The organism is Aeribacillus sp. FSL K6-8210, from assembly GCF_037963925.1.
GTDB lineage: Bacteria > Bacillota > Bacilli > Bacillales > Aeribacillaceae > Aeribacillus > Aeribacillus composti.
This window is the reverse complement of record NZ_CP150172.1, coordinates 1,731,355-1,748,381: the sequence shown is the minus strand read 5'-3', so window position 1 is coordinate 1,748,381 and position 17,027 is coordinate 1,731,355. Positions and strand designations below refer to the sequence as shown.

The following is a 17,027-nucleotide window of genomic DNA, read 5'->3' as shown; positions in this document are numbered from 1 at the left end:
TTTCACCATCTTGTGTTCGAGCTACTAGTTCAATCTGGCTGCAAAGCTGGAAGCTTGCAACCTTCCCCTCCTCTAAATCGAAAAAAGAGTCCCCCTTGAAACAGATTGACTGTTAGCTCAGAAGACACGCAGCCTGATATAAAAAGATCAACTCTACTCGCCTAAACGGAAGCGAATTAAGTTTTTTGTATTGCCTTTTTTCGGCTGCAGATTTTTACATTTCTTCTATTTAGTCGCTTTTAGATAGCTCACTCATTTATTATATCATTTATAAACTTAATCAATTGACAACAACGTGCAGCATACATAAAATACAATTAAACAGATCGGAATAAAAGTCAGAAAGGAGATACCTTTGGCAATTAAATTGACAACTGTTTCCATCTTTGTTTTCATGATTATCTCATGGATGTTTGGCATCTATTCGCTGTCAAAGTTTTACACACCAACAATCATCATCCCGATTTTTAACAATTATTATTGGTCTACTCCATTTGTCGGAATGTTAGGTTTAACTGTTTTCTTTTCCATCGTATCAGTAGCAGCATTTTTTATCTTGAAATATAAAAATTTTAGAAAACGAACCGCGATCTATTCTATAGCCTCCATTTTATGGATAGCTATTATCGCTGGGCAATTTAAAATTTTACAGTTTAATCTCGGGATTTGCCATTAACTTTATGATATTATTAAACTTTAACTCATTCTAACTGGACCAGGAGTGAAGAAATTGGAGAAGAAGCTAGAGAAAGCAACATTCGCCGGAGGCTGTTTTTGGTGCATGGTAAAACCTTTTGACCAGTGGGACGGCATTGAGAAAGTCATTTCTGGTTATACGGGCGGACATGTTGAAAATCCTACTTATGAACAGGTCAAAACAGGGACAACTGGGCATTATGAAGCGGTACAAATCGAATTTGACCCATCGGTGTTCCCATATGAGAAGCTCCTTGAAATTTATTGGCAGCAAATCGATCCGACCGATGACGGCGGACAATTCCACGACAGAGGCAGTCAGTACAGGACGGCCATTTTCTATCATTCAAATGAGCAAAAAACGCTGGCAGAACAATCTAAACTCGCCTTAGCCAAAAGCGGAAAATTCAATAAACCGATCGTAACCAAAATTTTACCGGCTGCGCCATTTTACCCAGCAGAAGAATATCACCAAAATTTTTATCAAAAAAATCCAGAAGCATACAAAAAAGATCGGGAAATTTCCGGACGGGATGAATTTTTGCAAAAGCATTGGAAATAAAAATGATCGAAACAGTAAAATCTTACAATAGATTTTACTGTTTTTTTGAATGGCCATCACTGATTATGCATTCATTCAGCTTCCTGATTTCCGGACATCCAAACGCATTTGTGTAAACGATTCCATTTTGTGTGTCAATGCAGCCTCTCACTTCCAAAATGTTACAAACAAAATTTTGAAAACGTTTTACAAAAATGATTGACTATTTTTTTAGCATAACTTATTATTGTAATTGACAAAAAATTACGAATATTACCAAAGAAAGGGGATGGTACAATGGAAACATTCGGAAAGGAAAAAGAACAGGGGGAGCGCATTCTCGATTATGAGAAAATTGTTGCAACGAGCAAATTTCAACAGTTGATTCAAAAAAAGCGGAATTTTATTGTACCCATTATAATCGTTTTTCTCATCACTTACTTTTTATTGCCGATTCTCACGGGTTATACATCCATCTTGGAGCATAAAGCAATCGGATGGATTACATGGACATGGCTCTATTCGCTTGGTCTTTTTGTCATGGTTTGGGTATTCGCTACGATGTATGTAAAAAAAGCGGAAACATTTGACCAATTGGCGGAAGAAATTATTGAAGAAAATATAAAATAAGGGGGCTGCACTTTCATGAGTGTACCAGCATTTATTCTGTTTTTAATCATCCTTTTAGTCACGTTATATATCACGTATTGGGCTGCAAAAAGAACAAAAACCGCAAACGAATTTTACACAGCCGGCGGAGGCTTGACTGGGTGGCAAAATGGACTTGCGATAGCTGGAGACTATTTATCAGCCGCATCATTTCTTGGTATCGCAGGCGCCATCGCATTGAATGGATTTGATGGTTTCTACTACAGCATCGGCTATTTAACCGCATATCTCTTCGTTTTATTCATCGTTGCAGAGCCTCTCAGAAATTTAGGAAAATATACACTCGCAGATATGATCAACTCAAGATTCAGTGAAAGAAAAGTCCGTGCAACAGCTGCTCTTAGTTCCATCACAATTGTTATATTTTATATGATCGCACAGCTTGTTGGTGCAGGTGCACTCATTAAATTGTTATTGGGGATTGAGTATTGGATCGCCGTATTGATCGTTGGAGTCATGATGACCATTTACGTATTATTTGGTGGAATGACAGCAACTAGCTGGGTGCAAATCATAAAGGCTGTATTGCTTATGGCAGGAACGGTCATTATTTCATTCCTTGTTTTATTGAAATTTAACTTTAATATCGTTGGCATGTTTAACGAGATGTCACAAGCGACTCCACACGGCGAAAACTATTTACATTCAGGAATTGTATTTAAAAATCCGCTCGATTTACTTTCAATGATGCTTGCCTTAGTGTTGGGAACGGCAGGGCTTCCTCACATATTAATGCGCTTTTTTACCGTTAAAGATGCACAAACTGCACGTGCGTCAGTAGTTAATGCAACTTGGGTTGTCGGAATCTTTTATGTCATGACAATCTTCTTAGGATTCGGTGCAGCCAAATTTGTCGGTTCAGAAACGATTATAGCCGAAAATCCTGCTGGAAATATGGCGGCGCCGCTGCTTGCGAAAGCACTTGGAGGAGATTTCTTAATGTCCTTTGTTTCTGCAGTAGCTTTTGCAACAATATTAGCTGTTGTTGCAGGTTTAGTTTTGTCTGGTGCGTCCGCATTCGCGCACGACATTTATGGACAGATCATTAAAAAAGGAAAAGCTACGGAAAGACAGCAAGTGTTAGCTGCAAGATGGGCTTCTGTAGGCGTTGCCGCATTTTCAATCCTGCTAGCCCTTGGCGCTCAATCATTAAATGTTGCATTTCTTGTGTCTCTTGCGTTTTGTGTAGCGGCAAGCGCTAATTTGCCCGTCATTGTTTATACGATTTATTGGAAAAAATTTAACACTGCCGGAGCGGTCACTGCCATGCTGGCTGGTTTAATTACAGCGATTGTATTAGTGTCAATCAGCCCAAATGTCATTCATCCTGAAGCTGGAAAAGCCTTTTTTGTCGGCGATCCTATTTTCCCGCTGACAAACCCAGCGCTCATATCAGTACCAGCAGGTTTTATCGGTGGTTTGATTGGTACGCTTGTTTCCGCCAAGCGGGATGAGAAAAAATATGCTGAAGTGACGTTTAAAGCCAATACTGGATATAAAGAAGCCGAAATGTAAGCGCTTGAAAATAGATGAAGGGGGTGTCTGATAAGTCGTTTTTACGGCTTATTGACGCCCCCATTAATGTTTTAGAAACGTTGATATATCGGTGTTGTTTTCAATGGCGATTTGACTTTCTGGACAGCCCCCTTCAACTTTAAAACATGAAAAAGCCCATTTGAAATCATTAAAAAATGGGCTTTCATAATTTCATAATGAAAAAAACAATCCGTTCTCGTGCTTCTTCTGAATCCTTTCTCTGTTTTATATGCGTCAAAACGAGATGAGCAGATCTTTGTTTCACACTTTCTGTATGTTGCTTCCCCTCATCTTTCCAGCAGTATTGGATCAGAAAAATTCGCCAAATCAAGTGAGATCATCTGAAAAATGCTAGAAAGACGCGGCAGTCGCGTCTTTCTAGAAATATGTGCTGCTATGAATAATATAGGAAAATCTGTCCAATTTTTAATTTTTTGAAAAAGGGGGCAGTTAGTGACGTCAAATTTTCATAATGCCGCCTGTGCTAGCAGATGTAACCAGTTTGGAATAGCGAGCTAAGTAACCGGTTTTCACTTTTGGTTCAAAGCCTTTCCATTCCGCTTTTCGTTTGTTCCATTCCTCTTCTTTAACATGCACATCAATCGTCCGTTTTTCAATATCGATCACAATACGGTCTCCTTCTTTTACAAAGGCAATCGGTCCGCCTTCCGCAGCTTCAGGTGATACGTGACCAATCGATAAACCGCGGGATGCACCGGAGAAACGTCCATCCGTGATGAGAGCAACTTTCGGTCCAAGACCCATCCCAACAATTTGTGATGTCGGCGCAAGCATTTCAGGCATTCCCGGGCCTCCTTTAGGACCTTCGTAACGAATGATGACAACATCCCCTTCTTTTACTTTTCCTTTCGCAATTCCTTCAAGCGCTTCCTCTTGAGAATCAAAAATTACGGCAGGGCCGTCAAAATGAGTGATTCCTCCTTGAACGCCGCCTGTTTTAATGATAGCGCCATCTGGAGCTAGGCTTCCAAATAATACGGCAAGTCCGCCTTTTTCAGAAAACGGATTATCAATTGGGCGAATAACGTTGTAATCTTTTACTTCGCATCCGGCAATATTTTCACCGAGCGTTTTTCCTGTTACCGTCATGCAGTCTAAATGAAGAGTTCCTTCTTTTTTCGTCAACTCATTTAATACGGCGGAAACTCCCCCAGCTGCATGTAAATCTTCAATATGAACATCAGATGCCGGTGCAAGCTTTGCTAAATGAGGCACTCTTTCCGCCACTTCATTGATCCGTTCAAGCGGATAATCAACGCCTGCTTCATTGGCAAGGGCTAAAGTATGCAAGACCGTGTTGGTCGAACCACCTAACGCCATATCTAAAGCAAATGCGTTATCAATTGCTTTTTCCGTCACAATATCACGAGGTTTTAAATCCATTTCGATCAATTTCATTAATTGTTTTGCCGTTTGTTTGACAAGTTCTTTCCGTTCAGGCGAAACAGCTAAAATCGTTCCGTTCCCTGGTAGGGCCAAACCTAATGCTTCAGACAAACAGTTCATTGAGTTTGCTGTAAACATGCCTGAACAAGATCCGCAAGTCGGACAGCCGTACATTTCAAGTTCTTTTAATCCGTTTTCATCTATTTTTCCTGATTGATAAGCTCCTACTCCTTCAAAAACTGAAGATAGGGAAATTTTCCGGCCGTCGCTTGTTCTTCCGGCAGCCATCGGTCCTCCGCTGACAAAAATCGTCGGAATGTTAATCCTCATAGCTGCCATCAACATACCAGGCGTAATTTTGTCGCAGTTCGGAATGCAGACCATGCCGTCAAACCAGTGTGCATTGACGACTGTTTCAACAGAATCAGCAATAATTTCTCGGCTTGGCAGTGAATAGCGCATGCCGATATGCCCCATTGCAATTCCGTCATCGACACCGATCGTATTAAATTCAAATGGCACGCCTCCAGCTTCGCGAATCGCTTCTTTTACAAGCTTTCCAAATTCTTGTAAGTGAACATGGCCTGGAATAATGTCCACATATGAATTAACAACCGCAATAAACGGTTTATCAAAATCTTCTTCTTTTACACCAGCTGCGCGCAACAAGCTTCGATGCGGTGCACGGTCAAACCCTTTCTTGATCATGTTGCTGCGTAATTGCGCCAAAATAAATCCCCCCGCTTTTAATTCCTTTTTTAATTTTCAATTAATTTTAATATTTAAATATTATACTACTATTTTATTTTTTTCACAAAGGTTTTTATTATGGCCTTTTTCATTAAAAAAAGAGGAATCGTATGAGCCGCTTCCTCTTGTCATTGCAAATAATCAATCTCCATCAAATAAATCCCCAATTCCGCCTAAAATGCTGCCTTCATCTTTGCCTCCACTTTGCGCGGCCAAAACTCTGTCAGCTAAACGGCTGAAGGGCAATGATTGCACCCAAACAGAACCCGGTCCACGTACGGTTGCGAAAAACAGACCTTCGCCGCCAAAGAATGCCGTTTTCACTTTGCCGACAAATTCGATATTGTAATCAACATCTTTTGTCATTGCTACTAAACAGCCTGTATCAATTTTAAGTTTTTCTCCTGGGAGCAAATCCTTCTGGATAATCGTTCCGCCTGCATGAAGAAAAGCTAATCCATCTCCCTCAAGCTTCTGCATAATAAACCCTTCACCGCCGAAAAATCCTGTCCCTAATTTCCGTTGAAATTCAACTCCGACGGAAACCCCTTTTGCAGCGCAAAGAAATGAATCCTTTTGACAAATGACCTTCCCGCCGAATTCCTTTAAATCAAGCGGAATAATTTTTCCGGGATACGGAGCGGCAAAGGAAACATGTTTTTTTTCCATCTGATGATTTGTAAACACTGTCATAAATAAGCTTTCTCCAGTAATCAAACGCTTCCCTGCGCCAACAAGTTTACCTAATAAACCTTTTGATTGATTACTTCCGTCACCAAAAACTGTTTCCATTTCAATACCATCGTCCATCATCATCATGGCGCCGGCTTCTGCTATGGCGCTTTCGCCAGGATCAAGTTCAATTTCGACAAATTGCATATCGTCTCCATGAAGTTTGTATTCAATTTCATGAGCGACCATAGTTTCACCCCAATAATTGTAATTTTTTGAATATGTAATATACTCATCATAGCTCTTTTTCATCCATATTGCCATAATTTTTTTAAGAATCTCTATGACCATAGAACCAGTGCATAATACCACTTTGAGCAATCCGTTCGATTTCTTTTTTCAATCGGGCTTCGGTGCAATATGAATGTTTTGTCCTAGGCAAGGAAAAAGAATTGCTTGCAGCAAAAAAGCCAAAGGATTAACGGCTGCTCAGTTAAACGATATATCTACTTCATTTGCAAAATGCAGATGTAAAATAAAGTTTGATAAATAATCGTCTTATATAAAATTGAAAGTTTGATCAAAAATCCTGTTTATTTAGAATTTATCCTTTAAAAAAGCAAAACAGAATTTGATCGAATTTAATCGATTTAGGAGCGAGAAAATCAGCCTCTAAATCCGAAAAAACTAATGAGGTATTGGTACAGCTCGAACAGTTAATACAGGGCTGACCAGTTTATAAAGATAATATAAAAAGTTAATTGATGAAATTATCTGAGTAATAGATTTTCGAATAAACTAACATCACTGGATATGGAATATTCGTTCTGGATCGCTGCTGAAATAATTTCGCAGAAGCAATTTGAGAAATTATAGATAATACCTTTTATTAGGTGTATTTTTATTTTTACTTCAACAAAGGAAAGCAGCTGCAAATGAATCTTATCGTGCAAATAATATAGAATGATTTCTTGTCTTTGATAAAAATTCCTATGTAAAGCTGGAGAATAGTATGTGAAACATACACTTCAACAATTCGGGGCTTTAGTTGAAAACATCTGAGCCTTCATCTTAAAAAAATTAAAGATTGAAGAGAGCTTTTTCGCCAAAAACAAATGCTCAATCCCTATCATGTGCAGAACTTCCATTTTCGGATTCTCACTTATTTGATCACATTTACTTTCTCTGTAGCCGTGAAAGGCTGTAATCATAAATATCTTCATGTCAACACAAAGGAGGGCATCGAAACTTCCAGCGCTCAAAACAATTGATGTCCTCCCCCTCCTAGCTTTATGTTCAGTCAACTTTTTCCAATACTAATTCAAGACAAATCCGAGCATTCGCTCCTAAATTGCTCGTCATTCTTTGTCGATAACTTTTACGGTCGTAAAATCGGCAAAATAATGGAGCCCTGAACAGCTCGGAATTTTCAGATCTATCAATCAACATCAAGTCCGTTGTTCCTCTAAAAGCCGTTTATGAATCCAAATCGCTGCTTGGATTCCATCCCCCATTGCGATTGCAGCTTGTTCCGAGTGAGCCGCAACGTCTCCGGCTGCCCAAACATTTTGGACGCTCGTTTCTTTCGTCCGTGCATGGATGACTAGATGCTTATTTTCTAATCGCTCGGCGCCGAGCTGAGCGGCAAGATCTGAATGAACGCGATTGCCGCCAAATCCGAGGAAGCCTCTATCCGCGAAAAGGCGTCTTCCGCTTTCCAATTCAACTCCCTTAAACCATTCACCGTCTCTCATCACTTTCGTTAACCGTTCTTTTATGTATTCGATATTTTTATTAGAAAGTTCATTTTTTAATGCAGCATTAATTTCTTCTCCATCATGATTCACGTACTGAATGTCTTTCGTCCAGTACGTTAGTGAGAGAGCCAGCTTCGCTCCTGCTTTTCCTGCCCCCATTACAATGACCGATTTCCCATCTACTTCATATCCATCGCAATCAGGGCAAACATATACCGAAATGCCTAAACAATGCTTTATTTCTGACAGCACTTCTGGTATGCGGTCGGTAACCCCTGTTGCAATCAGCAATTTTTTTGTTTTGTATATGCTGCGATCGTCCGTTTCGATAAGGAAATCTTTTCCTTGCTTTTCGACTTTTGCTGCCAGCTTTTTCAAAAATTTTACTCCGTATTTTTCTGCATGTTCTCTTCCAAGAGTACGCAGTGTCTGTCCGCTTACCCCGTCAGGCCACCCTAACAAATTATGATAGCTTCTGCATAGCGTCGATCTTCCGTTCATCTTGTCGATGACTAAAACATTATGTTTATACCTTCCAAGCATAATGGCCGCAGATAAACCGGCGATCCCGCCGCCAACAATGATGCAATCGTATGTTTTCACTTTTCCACCCTTTCAGTCAACCTTGCAAAAAAGGCGTTAATGTTTTGATCATTTCAGCTATTTTTTTTCTATTTCTTACATACATGTTTTTTGCTTCCGTATTTTCAGTTTGCAGAGCGTATAATTCAAAATCTGCCTCCACTTTTTTAAGGGATGAAAGTAGAAGCTGTTTTTCAACAGGTTCAGGCACTTTTACTTTATCATCATATAAATCAACAGTGAGTTGTCCATATGAATCGACTTGGGCTAAAAAAACATTCTCGACGGCGACTCCTAATTGATCGAGTTTTTCTTTCAGCCATCTTCGATTCAAACCGGTCGTTGAAAGAGCTTCGTCCATAATTTTTCCGTCCATTATGACGGTTTGCGGTTCTTTAACAGGGGCAACGTTCGTTTTGATATCTCCTACCGTTATAGGCTGTTTTTCTTTTTTTAGCAAAATACTCAGTTCACCAGTAGTTTCCAAAATAGCAAATTCCACATCACTGGCATGATGGACATTATTTTTCCTCAATTGTTCCAACAAAGCGGCCAAAGGATATTTTTCTTTCTTTAAATTTTCCTCCATGATTTTTCCGTTTTTAATAAAAACGGTCGGTTTTCCTTCAATAAATTGCTGAAACGACGGACTTTTCATGGAAATGAATGAAATAATAACCGGAATCATCACCCATATGGCAATGCTGATAATACCGTTTGTTAAATTTAAATTCGTATCCATTGACAGTGTCCCGGCGATGTCACCAATGGTAATGCCGACGACGTATTCAAAAAAGGAAAGCTTGGAAAGCTGTTTTTTTCCCAATAGTTTGGAAATGAAAAATAATCCAGCTATTATGGCAAGTGAACGAATAATGACTTCAACCCACTCTGGCATGTTCATCCCTCTTTTCAAAAGCCTTTATACTCAGGTTCCTCAAACTCCAGCTCTCCAATTCGAGACTTTACATCATTGATAATTTCTTCAGATATTAACATGTTTTCGTGAAAAACTCGTTTCGTTTCTTCATCAGTTGACGTAATGGCCAAGTTTTGCAATCCCGCATGAATGCTTTTTAAACTGGCCAGCGTTTGCTTGACCTGTGATGCTACTGTCAATCCAATCACCCCTTTGGTTTAAATAAAAGCGCTCCGATAAAACCAAAAATAATAGCTGCTGAAATACCGGAGCTAGTCACTTCAAACATACCTGTTAAAACGCCGATCAATCCATGTTTTTCTGCTTCTTGCAACGCTCCATGAACGAGAGAATTTCCGAAGCTTGTAATCGGAATGGTTGCACCTGCACCCGCAAAATCGATAAATGGTTCATAAAGCCCGAAACCGTCCAAGATGGCTCCAATCACGACAAACGTACTTAATGTATGAGCAGGTGTTAAATGAAACACATCAAACATGATCTGTCCAATTACACAAATTAATCCGCCTATGACAAACGCCCAAAAAAATGACGCAACCAAATGTTTCACCCCCTGAATTCAATGGACACAGCGTGTGCAATGCACGGAATGGTTTCATTTTGCTGGAACGTTAGCGGAGAAAGCAGCGCCCCAGTTGCGACAGCGAGAATTCGCTTCAGCTCGCCTTTTTTCATCCGATTTAATAAATGGCCGTATACGACAATTGCCGAGCAGCCCGCCCCGCTTGCACCGGATAAAACTGGTTGTCCTTCCCGATAAATCATTAAACCGCAATCCTGAAATTTTTCCTCATCCATTTGAACTCCATTTTTTTCAAATAATTCAAGAGCGACGTTGCGTCCGATTTTTCCTAAGTCGCCTGTTACAATTAAATCATAGTAGTCCGCATCAATATTTAAATCGCGGAAATGCGCTTCTATCGTATCAACTGCTGCCGGCGCCATCGCACCGCCCATATTAAACGGATCAGACATGCCTAAATCGACCACTCTGCCAATCGTTGCCGAGGTCACGGCAGGTCCTTTCCCTTCATTGCTTAACAAAGCAGCTCCTGCACCCGTGACTGTCCACTGTGCAGTCGGTGGCTTTTGCCCACCGTACTCGGTCGGATAGCGAAATTGTTTTTCGATTGCCGTATTATGGCTGGCCGCACCAGTCAGTAAATATTTTGCTCCGCCGTAATTGACGATAAATGCGCTTAATGCCAGCCCTTCCATCGACGTAGAACAAGCGCCGAAAATGCCGAGATAAGGAACGCCGAACGTTCTTGCTGCAAAGCTGGACGGGGTGATTTGATTCACTAAATCTCCGGAAATAATAAATTCCACCTGTTCTTTTTCAATGTTTCCTTTTTCTATTGCTTTGTAAAACGCTTCTTCAAAAAGCACTTTATGAGCTTTTTCATAAGAGTCCTCACCCAACCACAAATCTTCGTGAAGAAGATCAAAATCGTCGGCTAGTCTGCCATTTGCTTCAAACGGCCCGCCAACGGTAGCGGTTGAAATGATCACGGGTTGATTATGAAATACCCAAGTGCGATGTCCTTTCAGCATTTCAAAAACCACCCCATTTAATTAAAATCGTTTTGATTAAAGCAACTACAAATGCAGAAAATGTTCCAAATAAAATAACAGATCCGGCCAATTTAAACATGTTCCCGCCTACACCGAGGACAAATCCTTCTGTTCGGTGCTCAATCGCTGCAGAAATAACAGCATTTCCGAACCCTGTGACTGGTACAGCGCTTCCGGCACCGCCAAATTGAGCAATCCGGTCGTAAACACCAAATCCGGTCAAAAGCATAGATAAAAAAATCATCGTGGCAACAGTCGGATTTCCAGCGGTTTGTTGAGTAAAATGAAAAAAGTACATGTAAAAAAACTGTATCGCTTGTCCGATGGAGCAAATAATTCCACCGACTAAAAAGGCTCGTAAACAGTTTTGGACAACAGGTCTTTTCGTTTCATTTTTTTTCTCCAATTGATAGTATTCCTGCATGATTTTCGTTTGAAGTTTTCTTTGCTCATTCGCCATCGAAAACACCTTCTTATGTTTCTTCTCTGCTTAATTGAATAATGTTTTCCACTTTCTTGTTCATTTCACGCTTGTCCAGATTTTCCAGTTTGTTAATTAATTTTTCTGTTTCCCAATAAATTTTCATGTCGCTTGAAACGGTGACATCATAATCTCGGAAAGATTTTTTTAATTTTTTTTCAATTGTTTTTTCCTTTTGTTTTAATTGAAACCGTTTCATATGATCTAATTGAAAAGCAAGCAATAGCTTGCGGTCTGTATTGACGCTTATGGCTTTGGGAACTCCATCATAGCTTTCCGCTATTTCCTCCGCCTTTTTCGCGACCTTTTGATTAAAAGGAGCGTTCTTCGTCGAATAATTGATTTTTGTCGGTTGTTCTAAAGTCGGATCGACCATATCGTTCTGTTGGCATGCTGAGAAAACAAAAAGGAAAGTGAAAAAGAATATAAAATGTTTCATCCTGACCAGCTCACTCTTATTTGTGATGTGTTGAAAGGGGGTGTCTAATAAGTCGTTTTTACGGCTTATTGACGTCCCCATTAATGTTTTAGAAACGTTGATATATCGGTGTTTATGATTTTTTGTTTTCAATGGGGATTTGACTTTCTGGACAGCCCCTTACTGTTGTTTATATTGAGGCTCTTCATTCTGGATTTGCTGCAAGCGGGTATTAATTAAATCAACAATTGACTGTGTTTGCTGCGCAGCCTGTTGATAAATCTGTTTTGCTTGCTTGTTTTCCGTTTGCAGTGCAAACGTTTCAAAGCTTGCTTGAGCACTTTTTAATCCTGCTAATGTTTGTTGAACTTGAGTTGAAACTGTCAATGTCAATTCCTCCTTTTTGTTGTTACAAGTTTAATATTTCCTAAATGCCCAAAAGTAAAAAAGGGATGTTCTTCCCTTATATCCATTTTATTCCGTATTATTATTTTGATTTTTCAGGCATAATGACAGCAGGTGCCGAACCAGTCCCGCCGCTGTTGTAAAACTGCGGAACTTTTCCTTCAATAAATAAATCACCAATTTTCACTGAATTTTCTATTTCCATATCTTTTGAAATCGAAGGAATAATGACGTTAATTTTAACTAAAATGTCCATATAAATTTCTAAATAAGCGTTATTAATGCCAATTTCCTTATATTTTGTGCTAATTTCTGAATTAACTGAACCAATAAGTTCAAAGCGTACGGGAACTTCAGGACCTAAATGGGAGATGAGCGCATTGTTTGTTATTAATCCGAGTGGAATATGATAAACCAGGCCTTTTCCATCTGGGTTTTGATTGACGGGGATGCCGTCTTCCGATTCAACCTCCACATTCCCATCCAAATATTGCTGAATATAAACGGTCGCATCTGAAATAAGACGGTTATAAATTTGGGAATTAAAGCTGTAAGTCGCCGTTTCGTCTGATTTCTTTTCATGAATAATGATCAATTCCTTCATATCAAGTTTTTCTGCTATTTTTTTCGAAACAGCATCATGAATTGCATGTTCGGCAATTTGCCTCGTCTTTGTTTCCGCTATTCTGACCAATGTCGGTTCAATAATGGCATTGATCAGCCATAAGCTGTATGCTGTCAAAACATTGAAAATGACAAATGTAATTAAAAAAACATATTTAGCCGGCAGAGGGCCGCGTCTTCGTCGTCTTCTGAATTTTCGGTACAAAAGAATTTCCCTCCCTTTGTACCAATATATGTAGAAAAGAAAGCTGATTAGAAGCTAAAATAAAATTGGAATCAACTGTAACTAATAAAGAATCGTGAAAAAACAATACTATAACTGTTGGAAGATGTTCTTCCAAACACAACTTAGGAAGAGGTGCTTTTATAATGAGAAAAATGGGGTCCCTCTTCAAAATGGGAAAAAAACGCTCCATGTTTCCTAAGAACCGGCAAAGAAACAGCATGATGTGGATTTCTTTAGTCGGTTTGGGGGCTGCAGCATTATACGGATTTGGCAGACGACAAAACTTATTCGCTAACATCATCAAACCGCTGCAACAAAAATTTGCAAACAGTCAAATTCAACAAATCATGCCAAACCGATAAAAGAAAACGGCCGATTTTCTTTCTCATGTTTGAAAGAAAATCGGCTTTTTTTGTAATATGTGTCAGTTGCAACTTTTTCAACCCATCGCTGTTCTAGATTTTCCATCGATTTGTGAATTTTCTTCTCCAGCTTCTATTAAAAAGAAAAGGCAACCAATCCATTGAGTTCCTTTGAAAAATTTGTATAATAGAGTAGTTGGTAATTGTTCGAGTATCTAAATATTTTTGTTTTTACGACACAGGAGGTGCCATCAAATCCATGAAGGATTCTGCCGTTCATACCGCCAAGCCGCCGCTTTGGACAAAATCATTCATTTTGTTAATTATCGGAAATTTATTTGTTTTTATGAGCTTTCAAATGCTTTTGCCTACTTTGCCGCCGCAAGCGAAAGCAATTGGAGCATCGGACATTGAAATCGGGCTTGTTACAACCCTTTTTTCCATCGCTGCTGTTGTCATTCGACCGCTCATTGGTTTTCTTCTTGAATCAGCGAAACGAAAATGGCTCGTTATAACTGGAGCTGTAGGCTTACTCTTTTTAACCCTTTCATACTCGCTTACATCGATTGTTTTTTTATTTTTAATTGTCCGCCTCCTTCACGGTTTTGCCTGGGGATGGTCAACAACAGCAAATGGAACGGCAGCTGTTGAATTGGTTCCAACGAAACGCCTCGGAGAAGGAATGGGCTATTATGGTTTATCTATCACCATTGGGATGATCATCGCTCCTAGTTTTGGCATTTTGCTTTTTCAACATTTAGGATTCCAGCCGCTCATCATCGGTTCCGCCATTTTCGGTGTCATATCGATTATCGCCCTTTCATTAGTTCAATACAAAACGCCAAAGTCTGTTTTAGAAAAATCAATGCATGTAAAGGATTTTTCTTTTTTTCGCTCACTCATTGATAAACATGGGGCGTTTCCTGCACTGATTACATTATTATCAGCTTTCGGTTATGGGGGAATTGTCACGTTTATCGTCATATTCGGCCAAGAAAGAGGGATCGATCAAATCTTCTTATACTACTTATGTAATGCGTTGGCGGCAACTGCTGTACGACCAATTTCAGGAAGGTGGTTTGATCGAAGCGGTCCTTGGCTTCTTGCCATTGTTTGCTCATTCTTAACATTTATCGCCTTTTGGGTTTTATCTTTCACATACTCAGTCGGAATGCTTGTTTTAGCTGGTATTTTATTTGGCGCCGGTTTTGGGTCACTGCTTCCTGTTTTGCAATCATGGGTGCTTTCTAAAACACCTGCCGATCGGAGAGGAGTCGCAAACGGAATGTATTATTCAGCATTGGATGGAGGAATAGGAATAAGTGCGGTTTTTCTAGGCTTCTTATCATCCTATGTTGATTTAGGAACGATTTTTCAATTATCAAGCATTTGTTTTTTCATTGTTATTCTGCTAGTTTTAATTGATTATTTAAAAGAGAAAAAGAAAACGGACAAGCGGGAAAACCAGCAAGTTCATGCCAAATCGTTTTCGTAACGAGCATTGACAGATTCAAAGCTTGCGACTCCCGCGCCCGTTTCGCGCCGGCAAGCTTGCGGTCGAGGCCGTCTAAGCAAAAGAAATGCTCGGAGTCTCTCGCTTTCTTTGCGCTGTCAAAATTGGGGCACCCGTCAGTTCGTTGATGATGATAGAAAATTTTTTATGGAAGAAAGTCTTTTCTTCATTCCCGAATTTTTAACGCCCTAATCCGGTTCAAAGCTGCCGCTAATTCAAATCTTCTTACATACGCCAATTCACCTTGATGACCATGATGGGCCGAAAAACTTTGGAGACCGTCCTGATTGATCTTATTTTCTACGAAATCAAGCAATTGTGATACTGTTAAGCGTCTGTCAAAAAGGTTTGTCCGTTCGATATACGATAATATTTCTCCAATCATTCTTGTCTGGCTTTCGTCGACCAGCTGTTCTACATAAGATAAATCAATTTTTTCTAGTCCATATTGAATTTCAGAAAGCCGGCAAGCAATTTTAGATTTTTTCCCTTTTCTGCTGTTCAAGCTGCCTGATTCCGGAATACGAAGCTTCCATTCTCCAAATTTCTCCCCTCCTTCATGCTTTCTTCCGGTTTTAATTTGACAGGCAATCTGTTTTGCTTCATGTGTGACGTCATAAGGCTTATAATGATCCATTTTAATTACGCGATCCGCAACGGAAAAGTAATCTCCCGATCCGCCCATAACTAAAATTGTTGAGACATCAAAATCCTGCTTCAATTGTAAAACTTTATCGATAAATGGAGTAATGGGTTCATGCTCTTTATGAATTAATGCTTGCATTCTGGCGTCCCGAATCATAAAGTTTGTTGCACTTGTATCCTCGTCGATCAATAATGTTTTTGCTCCTGCTTCTAGCATTTCCATTATATTGGCTGCCTGCGATGTACTGCCGCTTGCATTTTCCGTAGAGAAGGATTTTGTGCTTTTTTGAAACGGCAGATTGTTAATAAAAGCGGAAATATCCACCTTCTTTATACTGCGGCCATCTTCGGCACGTATTTTGCATGCTGAACGGTCCGTCAAAACAAATTCACGGCCGTCCCCTTCAATATGGTCATAAACACCATGCTCGAGCGCCTTTAATAAAGTGCTTTTTCCATGATAACCTCCTCCAACGATCAAGGTGATGCCTTTGTATATAGCCATGCCCTTCAACGGTTCTTGCCGATGCGGAACAGGAATTGAGACTTCCATTTCCTTTGGACTTTGAAAAGGAACAGCGCCTTTCAACGGCTGATCACTTACGCCGCTTGCACGCGGCAAAATTGAATTATTTGCAATAAACGCTATTATTCCTCTCTCTTTCATATAGGAGCGGATCGCCATTTGCTGGTCGCAAAGCTGAATCGCGCCCTCAATATCTTTCCCCTTCACAGAAAAGACAGAATGCCGCAAAATTTCGGGAAGTAGTTGAAAAAATATTTTTTTGGCTTCCTTGCCTAATATTGTTCTCCCTTTAGCCGGAAGACCGATTGAAAGACAAACTGTAATATCGTTTTCTCCTATCTGAACAGCTGTCCGTTCTAACACCTTCTGCCCCGGTTTGTCAATCATGATCAGCCCGCTTTTTCCAGAGCCGCGTACGTTATTTTTCAAATTAGAAATTGCTTGAAATACTTCGCGGACAATCATATCTTCACATCTTATCTTTCTTTGCCGGCTGTTTGTCCATTTTTGTAAAAAAGCCGTTTTGCTTCTAGCGATCAATATTCTGATTTTCGAAGGACTTGCAAACGGATCGCCCTGTACATAATCGATCAACAATTCAAAATCAGGAAACTTGTACGAGCCTTGAATCTGTTTGTACGCTTTATATCCTTTGCCATCGATTTGTTCCAGCTTTTTTGCAAGATTGATCATAATACTCCT

The 17,027-nt window shown here is 39.8% G+C and carries 18 protein-coding genes; 6 read left to right on the top strand and 12 right to left on the bottom strand.

Features of this window, described 5'->3' with window-relative positions; translation table 11 throughout:
* Window positions 1-355: 355 nt before the first annotated feature.
* From NSQ41_RS08460 to NSQ41_RS08445, 4 genes are all read left to right on the top strand, one after another.
* Complete coding sequence (locus tag NSQ41_RS08460) at window positions 356-676, top strand: hypothetical protein (protein WP_327873942.1); 321 nt, start codon at window positions 356-358, stop codon at window positions 674-676.
* Window positions 677-781: 105 nt separating this feature from the next.
* Complete coding sequence (msrA, locus tag NSQ41_RS08455) at window positions 782-1,258, top strand: peptide-methionine (S)-S-oxide reductase MsrA (RefSeq protein WP_339211606.1); 477 nt, start codon at window positions 782-784, stop codon at window positions 1,256-1,258.
* A 276-nt stretch (window positions 1,259-1,534) separates the two neighbouring features.
* The gene (locus NSQ41_RS08450; RefSeq protein ID WP_063389591.1) at window positions 1,535-1,867 is read left to right on the top strand and encodes a DUF485 domain-containing protein; all 333 of its coding nucleotides are present in this window, start codon (window positions 1,535-1,537) and stop codon (window positions 1,865-1,867) included.
* 15 nt (window positions 1,868-1,882) lie between these two features.
* A complete protein-coding gene (locus NSQ41_RS08445) occupies window positions 1,883-3,421 on the top strand; it encodes a cation acetate symporter (RefSeq protein ID WP_094245693.1) in 1,539 nt (512 codons plus the stop codon).
* Window positions 3,422-3,901: 480 nt separating this feature from the next.
* On the opposite strand, the gene ilvD is transcribed toward NSQ41_RS08445, so the two are convergent.
* From ilvD to yunB, 11 genes are all read right to left on the bottom strand, one after another.
* Entirely contained in the window at window positions 3,902-5,578 is a 1,677-nt protein-coding gene (ilvD, locus tag NSQ41_RS08440; protein WP_063389594.1) for a dihydroxy-acid dehydratase, read from the bottom strand.
* A gap of 162 nt (window positions 5,579-5,740) precedes the next feature.
* Window positions 5,741-6,520 carry a TIGR00266 family protein gene (locus tag NSQ41_RS08435; protein WP_063389744.1) on the bottom strand — a complete coding sequence of 260 codons (780 nt, stop codon included), beginning with the start codon at window positions 6,518-6,520 and terminating at the stop codon, window positions 5,741-5,743.
* Between the two features lie 1,199 nt (window positions 6,521-7,719).
* Window positions 7,720-8,571 carry an NAD(P)/FAD-dependent oxidoreductase gene (locus NSQ41_RS08430; protein ID WP_242009279.1) on the bottom strand — a complete coding sequence of 284 codons (852 nt, stop codon included), beginning with the start codon at window positions 8,569-8,571 and terminating at the stop codon, window positions 7,720-7,722.
* A 76-nt stretch (window positions 8,572-8,647) separates the two neighbouring features.
* Entirely contained in the window at window positions 8,648-9,508 is an 861-nt protein-coding gene (locus NSQ41_RS08425) for a DUF421 domain-containing protein (protein ID WP_063389731.1), read from the bottom strand.
* Window positions 9,509-9,522: 14 nt separating this feature from the next.
* Window positions 9,523-9,729 carry a DUF1657 domain-containing protein gene (locus tag NSQ41_RS08420; RefSeq protein WP_063389730.1) on the bottom strand — a complete coding sequence of 69 codons (207 nt, stop codon included), beginning with the start codon at window positions 9,727-9,729 and terminating at the stop codon, window positions 9,523-9,525.
* A gap of 5 nt (window positions 9,730-9,734) precedes the next feature.
* Window positions 9,735-10,091 carry a stage V sporulation protein AE gene (gene spoVAE / locus NSQ41_RS08415; protein ID WP_063389729.1) on the bottom strand — a complete coding sequence of 119 codons (357 nt, stop codon included), beginning with the start codon at window positions 10,089-10,091 and terminating at the stop codon, window positions 9,735-9,737.
* 5 nt (window positions 10,092-10,096) lie between these two features.
* Window positions 10,097-11,104, bottom strand: coding sequence for a stage V sporulation protein AD (spoVAD, locus tag NSQ41_RS08410; RefSeq protein WP_063389728.1), 1,008 nt, complete (start codon window positions 11,102-11,104; stop codon window positions 10,097-10,099).
* Between the two features lies 1 nt (window position 11,105).
* Entirely contained in the window at window positions 11,106-11,585 is a 480-nt protein-coding gene (spoVAC, locus tag NSQ41_RS08405) for a stage V sporulation protein AC (protein ID WP_063389727.1), read from the bottom strand.
* A gap of 13 nt (window positions 11,586-11,598) precedes the next feature.
* Window positions 11,599-12,045, bottom strand: a complete 447-nt coding sequence (locus NSQ41_RS08400; RefSeq protein ID WP_063389726.1) for a YhcN/YlaJ family sporulation lipoprotein — start codon at window positions 12,043-12,045, stop codon at window positions 11,599-11,601.
* A gap of 159 nt (window positions 12,046-12,204) precedes the next feature.
* Window positions 12,205-12,411, bottom strand: coding sequence for a DUF1657 domain-containing protein (locus NSQ41_RS08395; RefSeq protein WP_066246606.1), 207 nt, complete (start codon window positions 12,409-12,411; stop codon window positions 12,205-12,207).
* Window positions 12,412-12,511: 100 nt separating this feature from the next.
* Window positions 12,512-13,258, bottom strand: a complete 747-nt coding sequence (yunB, locus tag NSQ41_RS08390) for a sporulation protein YunB (RefSeq protein ID WP_063389724.1) — start codon at window positions 13,256-13,258, stop codon at window positions 12,512-12,514.
* Window positions 13,259-13,449: 191 nt separating this feature from the next.
* Here yunB and NSQ41_RS08385 point away from each other — a divergent pair, with 191 nt between their 5' ends.
* Together NSQ41_RS08385 and NSQ41_RS08380 are read left to right on the top strand one after the other, a co-directional pair.
* Entirely contained in the window at window positions 13,450-13,641 is a 192-nt protein-coding gene (locus NSQ41_RS08385; protein ID WP_130158005.1) for a hypothetical protein, read from the top strand.
* 259 nt (window positions 13,642-13,900) lie between these two features.
* Window positions 13,901-15,136, top strand: a complete 1,236-nt coding sequence (locus NSQ41_RS08380; RefSeq protein ID WP_066246600.1) for an MFS transporter — start codon at window positions 13,901-13,903, stop codon at window positions 15,134-15,136.
* A gap of 184 nt (window positions 15,137-15,320) precedes the next feature.
* Here NSQ41_RS08380 and NSQ41_RS08375 read toward each other — a convergent pair whose 3' ends face one another.
* Window positions 15,321-17,018, bottom strand: a complete 1,698-nt coding sequence (locus NSQ41_RS08375) for an ABC-ATPase domain-containing protein (RefSeq protein ID WP_339211437.1) — start codon at window positions 17,016-17,018, stop codon at window positions 15,321-15,323.
* Window positions 17,019-17,027: the final 9 nt, after the last annotated feature.

What these genes read in the sequence shown, in the direction of transcription:
- NSQ41_RS08430 (WP_242009279.1), bottom strand. Translation starts at nt 8,571, where the DNA reads ATGCTTGGAAGGTATAAACATAATGTTTTAGTCATCGACAAGATGAAC.
- NSQ41_RS08380 (WP_066246600.1), top strand. Translation starts at nt 13,901, where the DNA reads ATGAAGGATTCTGCCGTTCATACCGCCAAGCCGCCGCTTTGGACAAAA.
- spoVAC (WP_063389727.1), bottom strand. Translation starts at nt 11,585, where the DNA reads ATGGCGAATGAGCAAAGAAAACTTCAAACGAAAATCATGCAGGAATAC.
- spoVAD (WP_063389728.1), bottom strand. Translation starts at nt 11,104, where the DNA reads ATGCTGAAAGGACATCGCACTTGGGTATTTCATAATCAACCCGTGATC.
- NSQ41_RS08445 (WP_094245693.1), top strand. Translation starts at nt 1,883, where the DNA reads ATGAGTGTACCAGCATTTATTCTGTTTTTAATCATCCTTTTAGTCACG.
- NSQ41_RS08450 (WP_063389591.1), top strand. Translation starts at nt 1,535, where the DNA reads ATGGAAACATTCGGAAAGGAAAAAGAACAGGGGGAGCGCATTCTCGAT.
- NSQ41_RS08425 (WP_063389731.1), bottom strand. Translation starts at nt 9,508, where the DNA reads ATGCCAGAGTGGGTTGAAGTCATTATTCGTTCACTTGCCATAATAGCT.
- NSQ41_RS08375 (WP_339211437.1), bottom strand. Translation starts at nt 17,018, where the DNA reads ATGATCAATCTTGCAAAAAAGCTGGAACAAATCGATGGCAAAGGATAT.
- NSQ41_RS08435 (WP_063389744.1), bottom strand. Translation starts at nt 6,520, where the DNA reads ATGGTCGCTCATGAAATTGAATACAAACTTCATGGAGACGATATGCAA.
- NSQ41_RS08400 (WP_063389726.1), bottom strand. Translation starts at nt 12,045, where the DNA reads ATGAAACATTTTATATTCTTTTTCACTTTCCTTTTTGTTTTCTCAGCA.
- msrA (WP_339211606.1), top strand. Translation starts at nt 782, where the DNA reads ATGGTAAAACCTTTTGACCAGTGGGACGGCATTGAGAAAGTCATTTCT.
- NSQ41_RS08385 (WP_130158005.1), top strand. Translation starts at nt 13,450, where the DNA reads ATGGGAAAAAAACGCTCCATGTTTCCTAAGAACCGGCAAAGAAACAGC.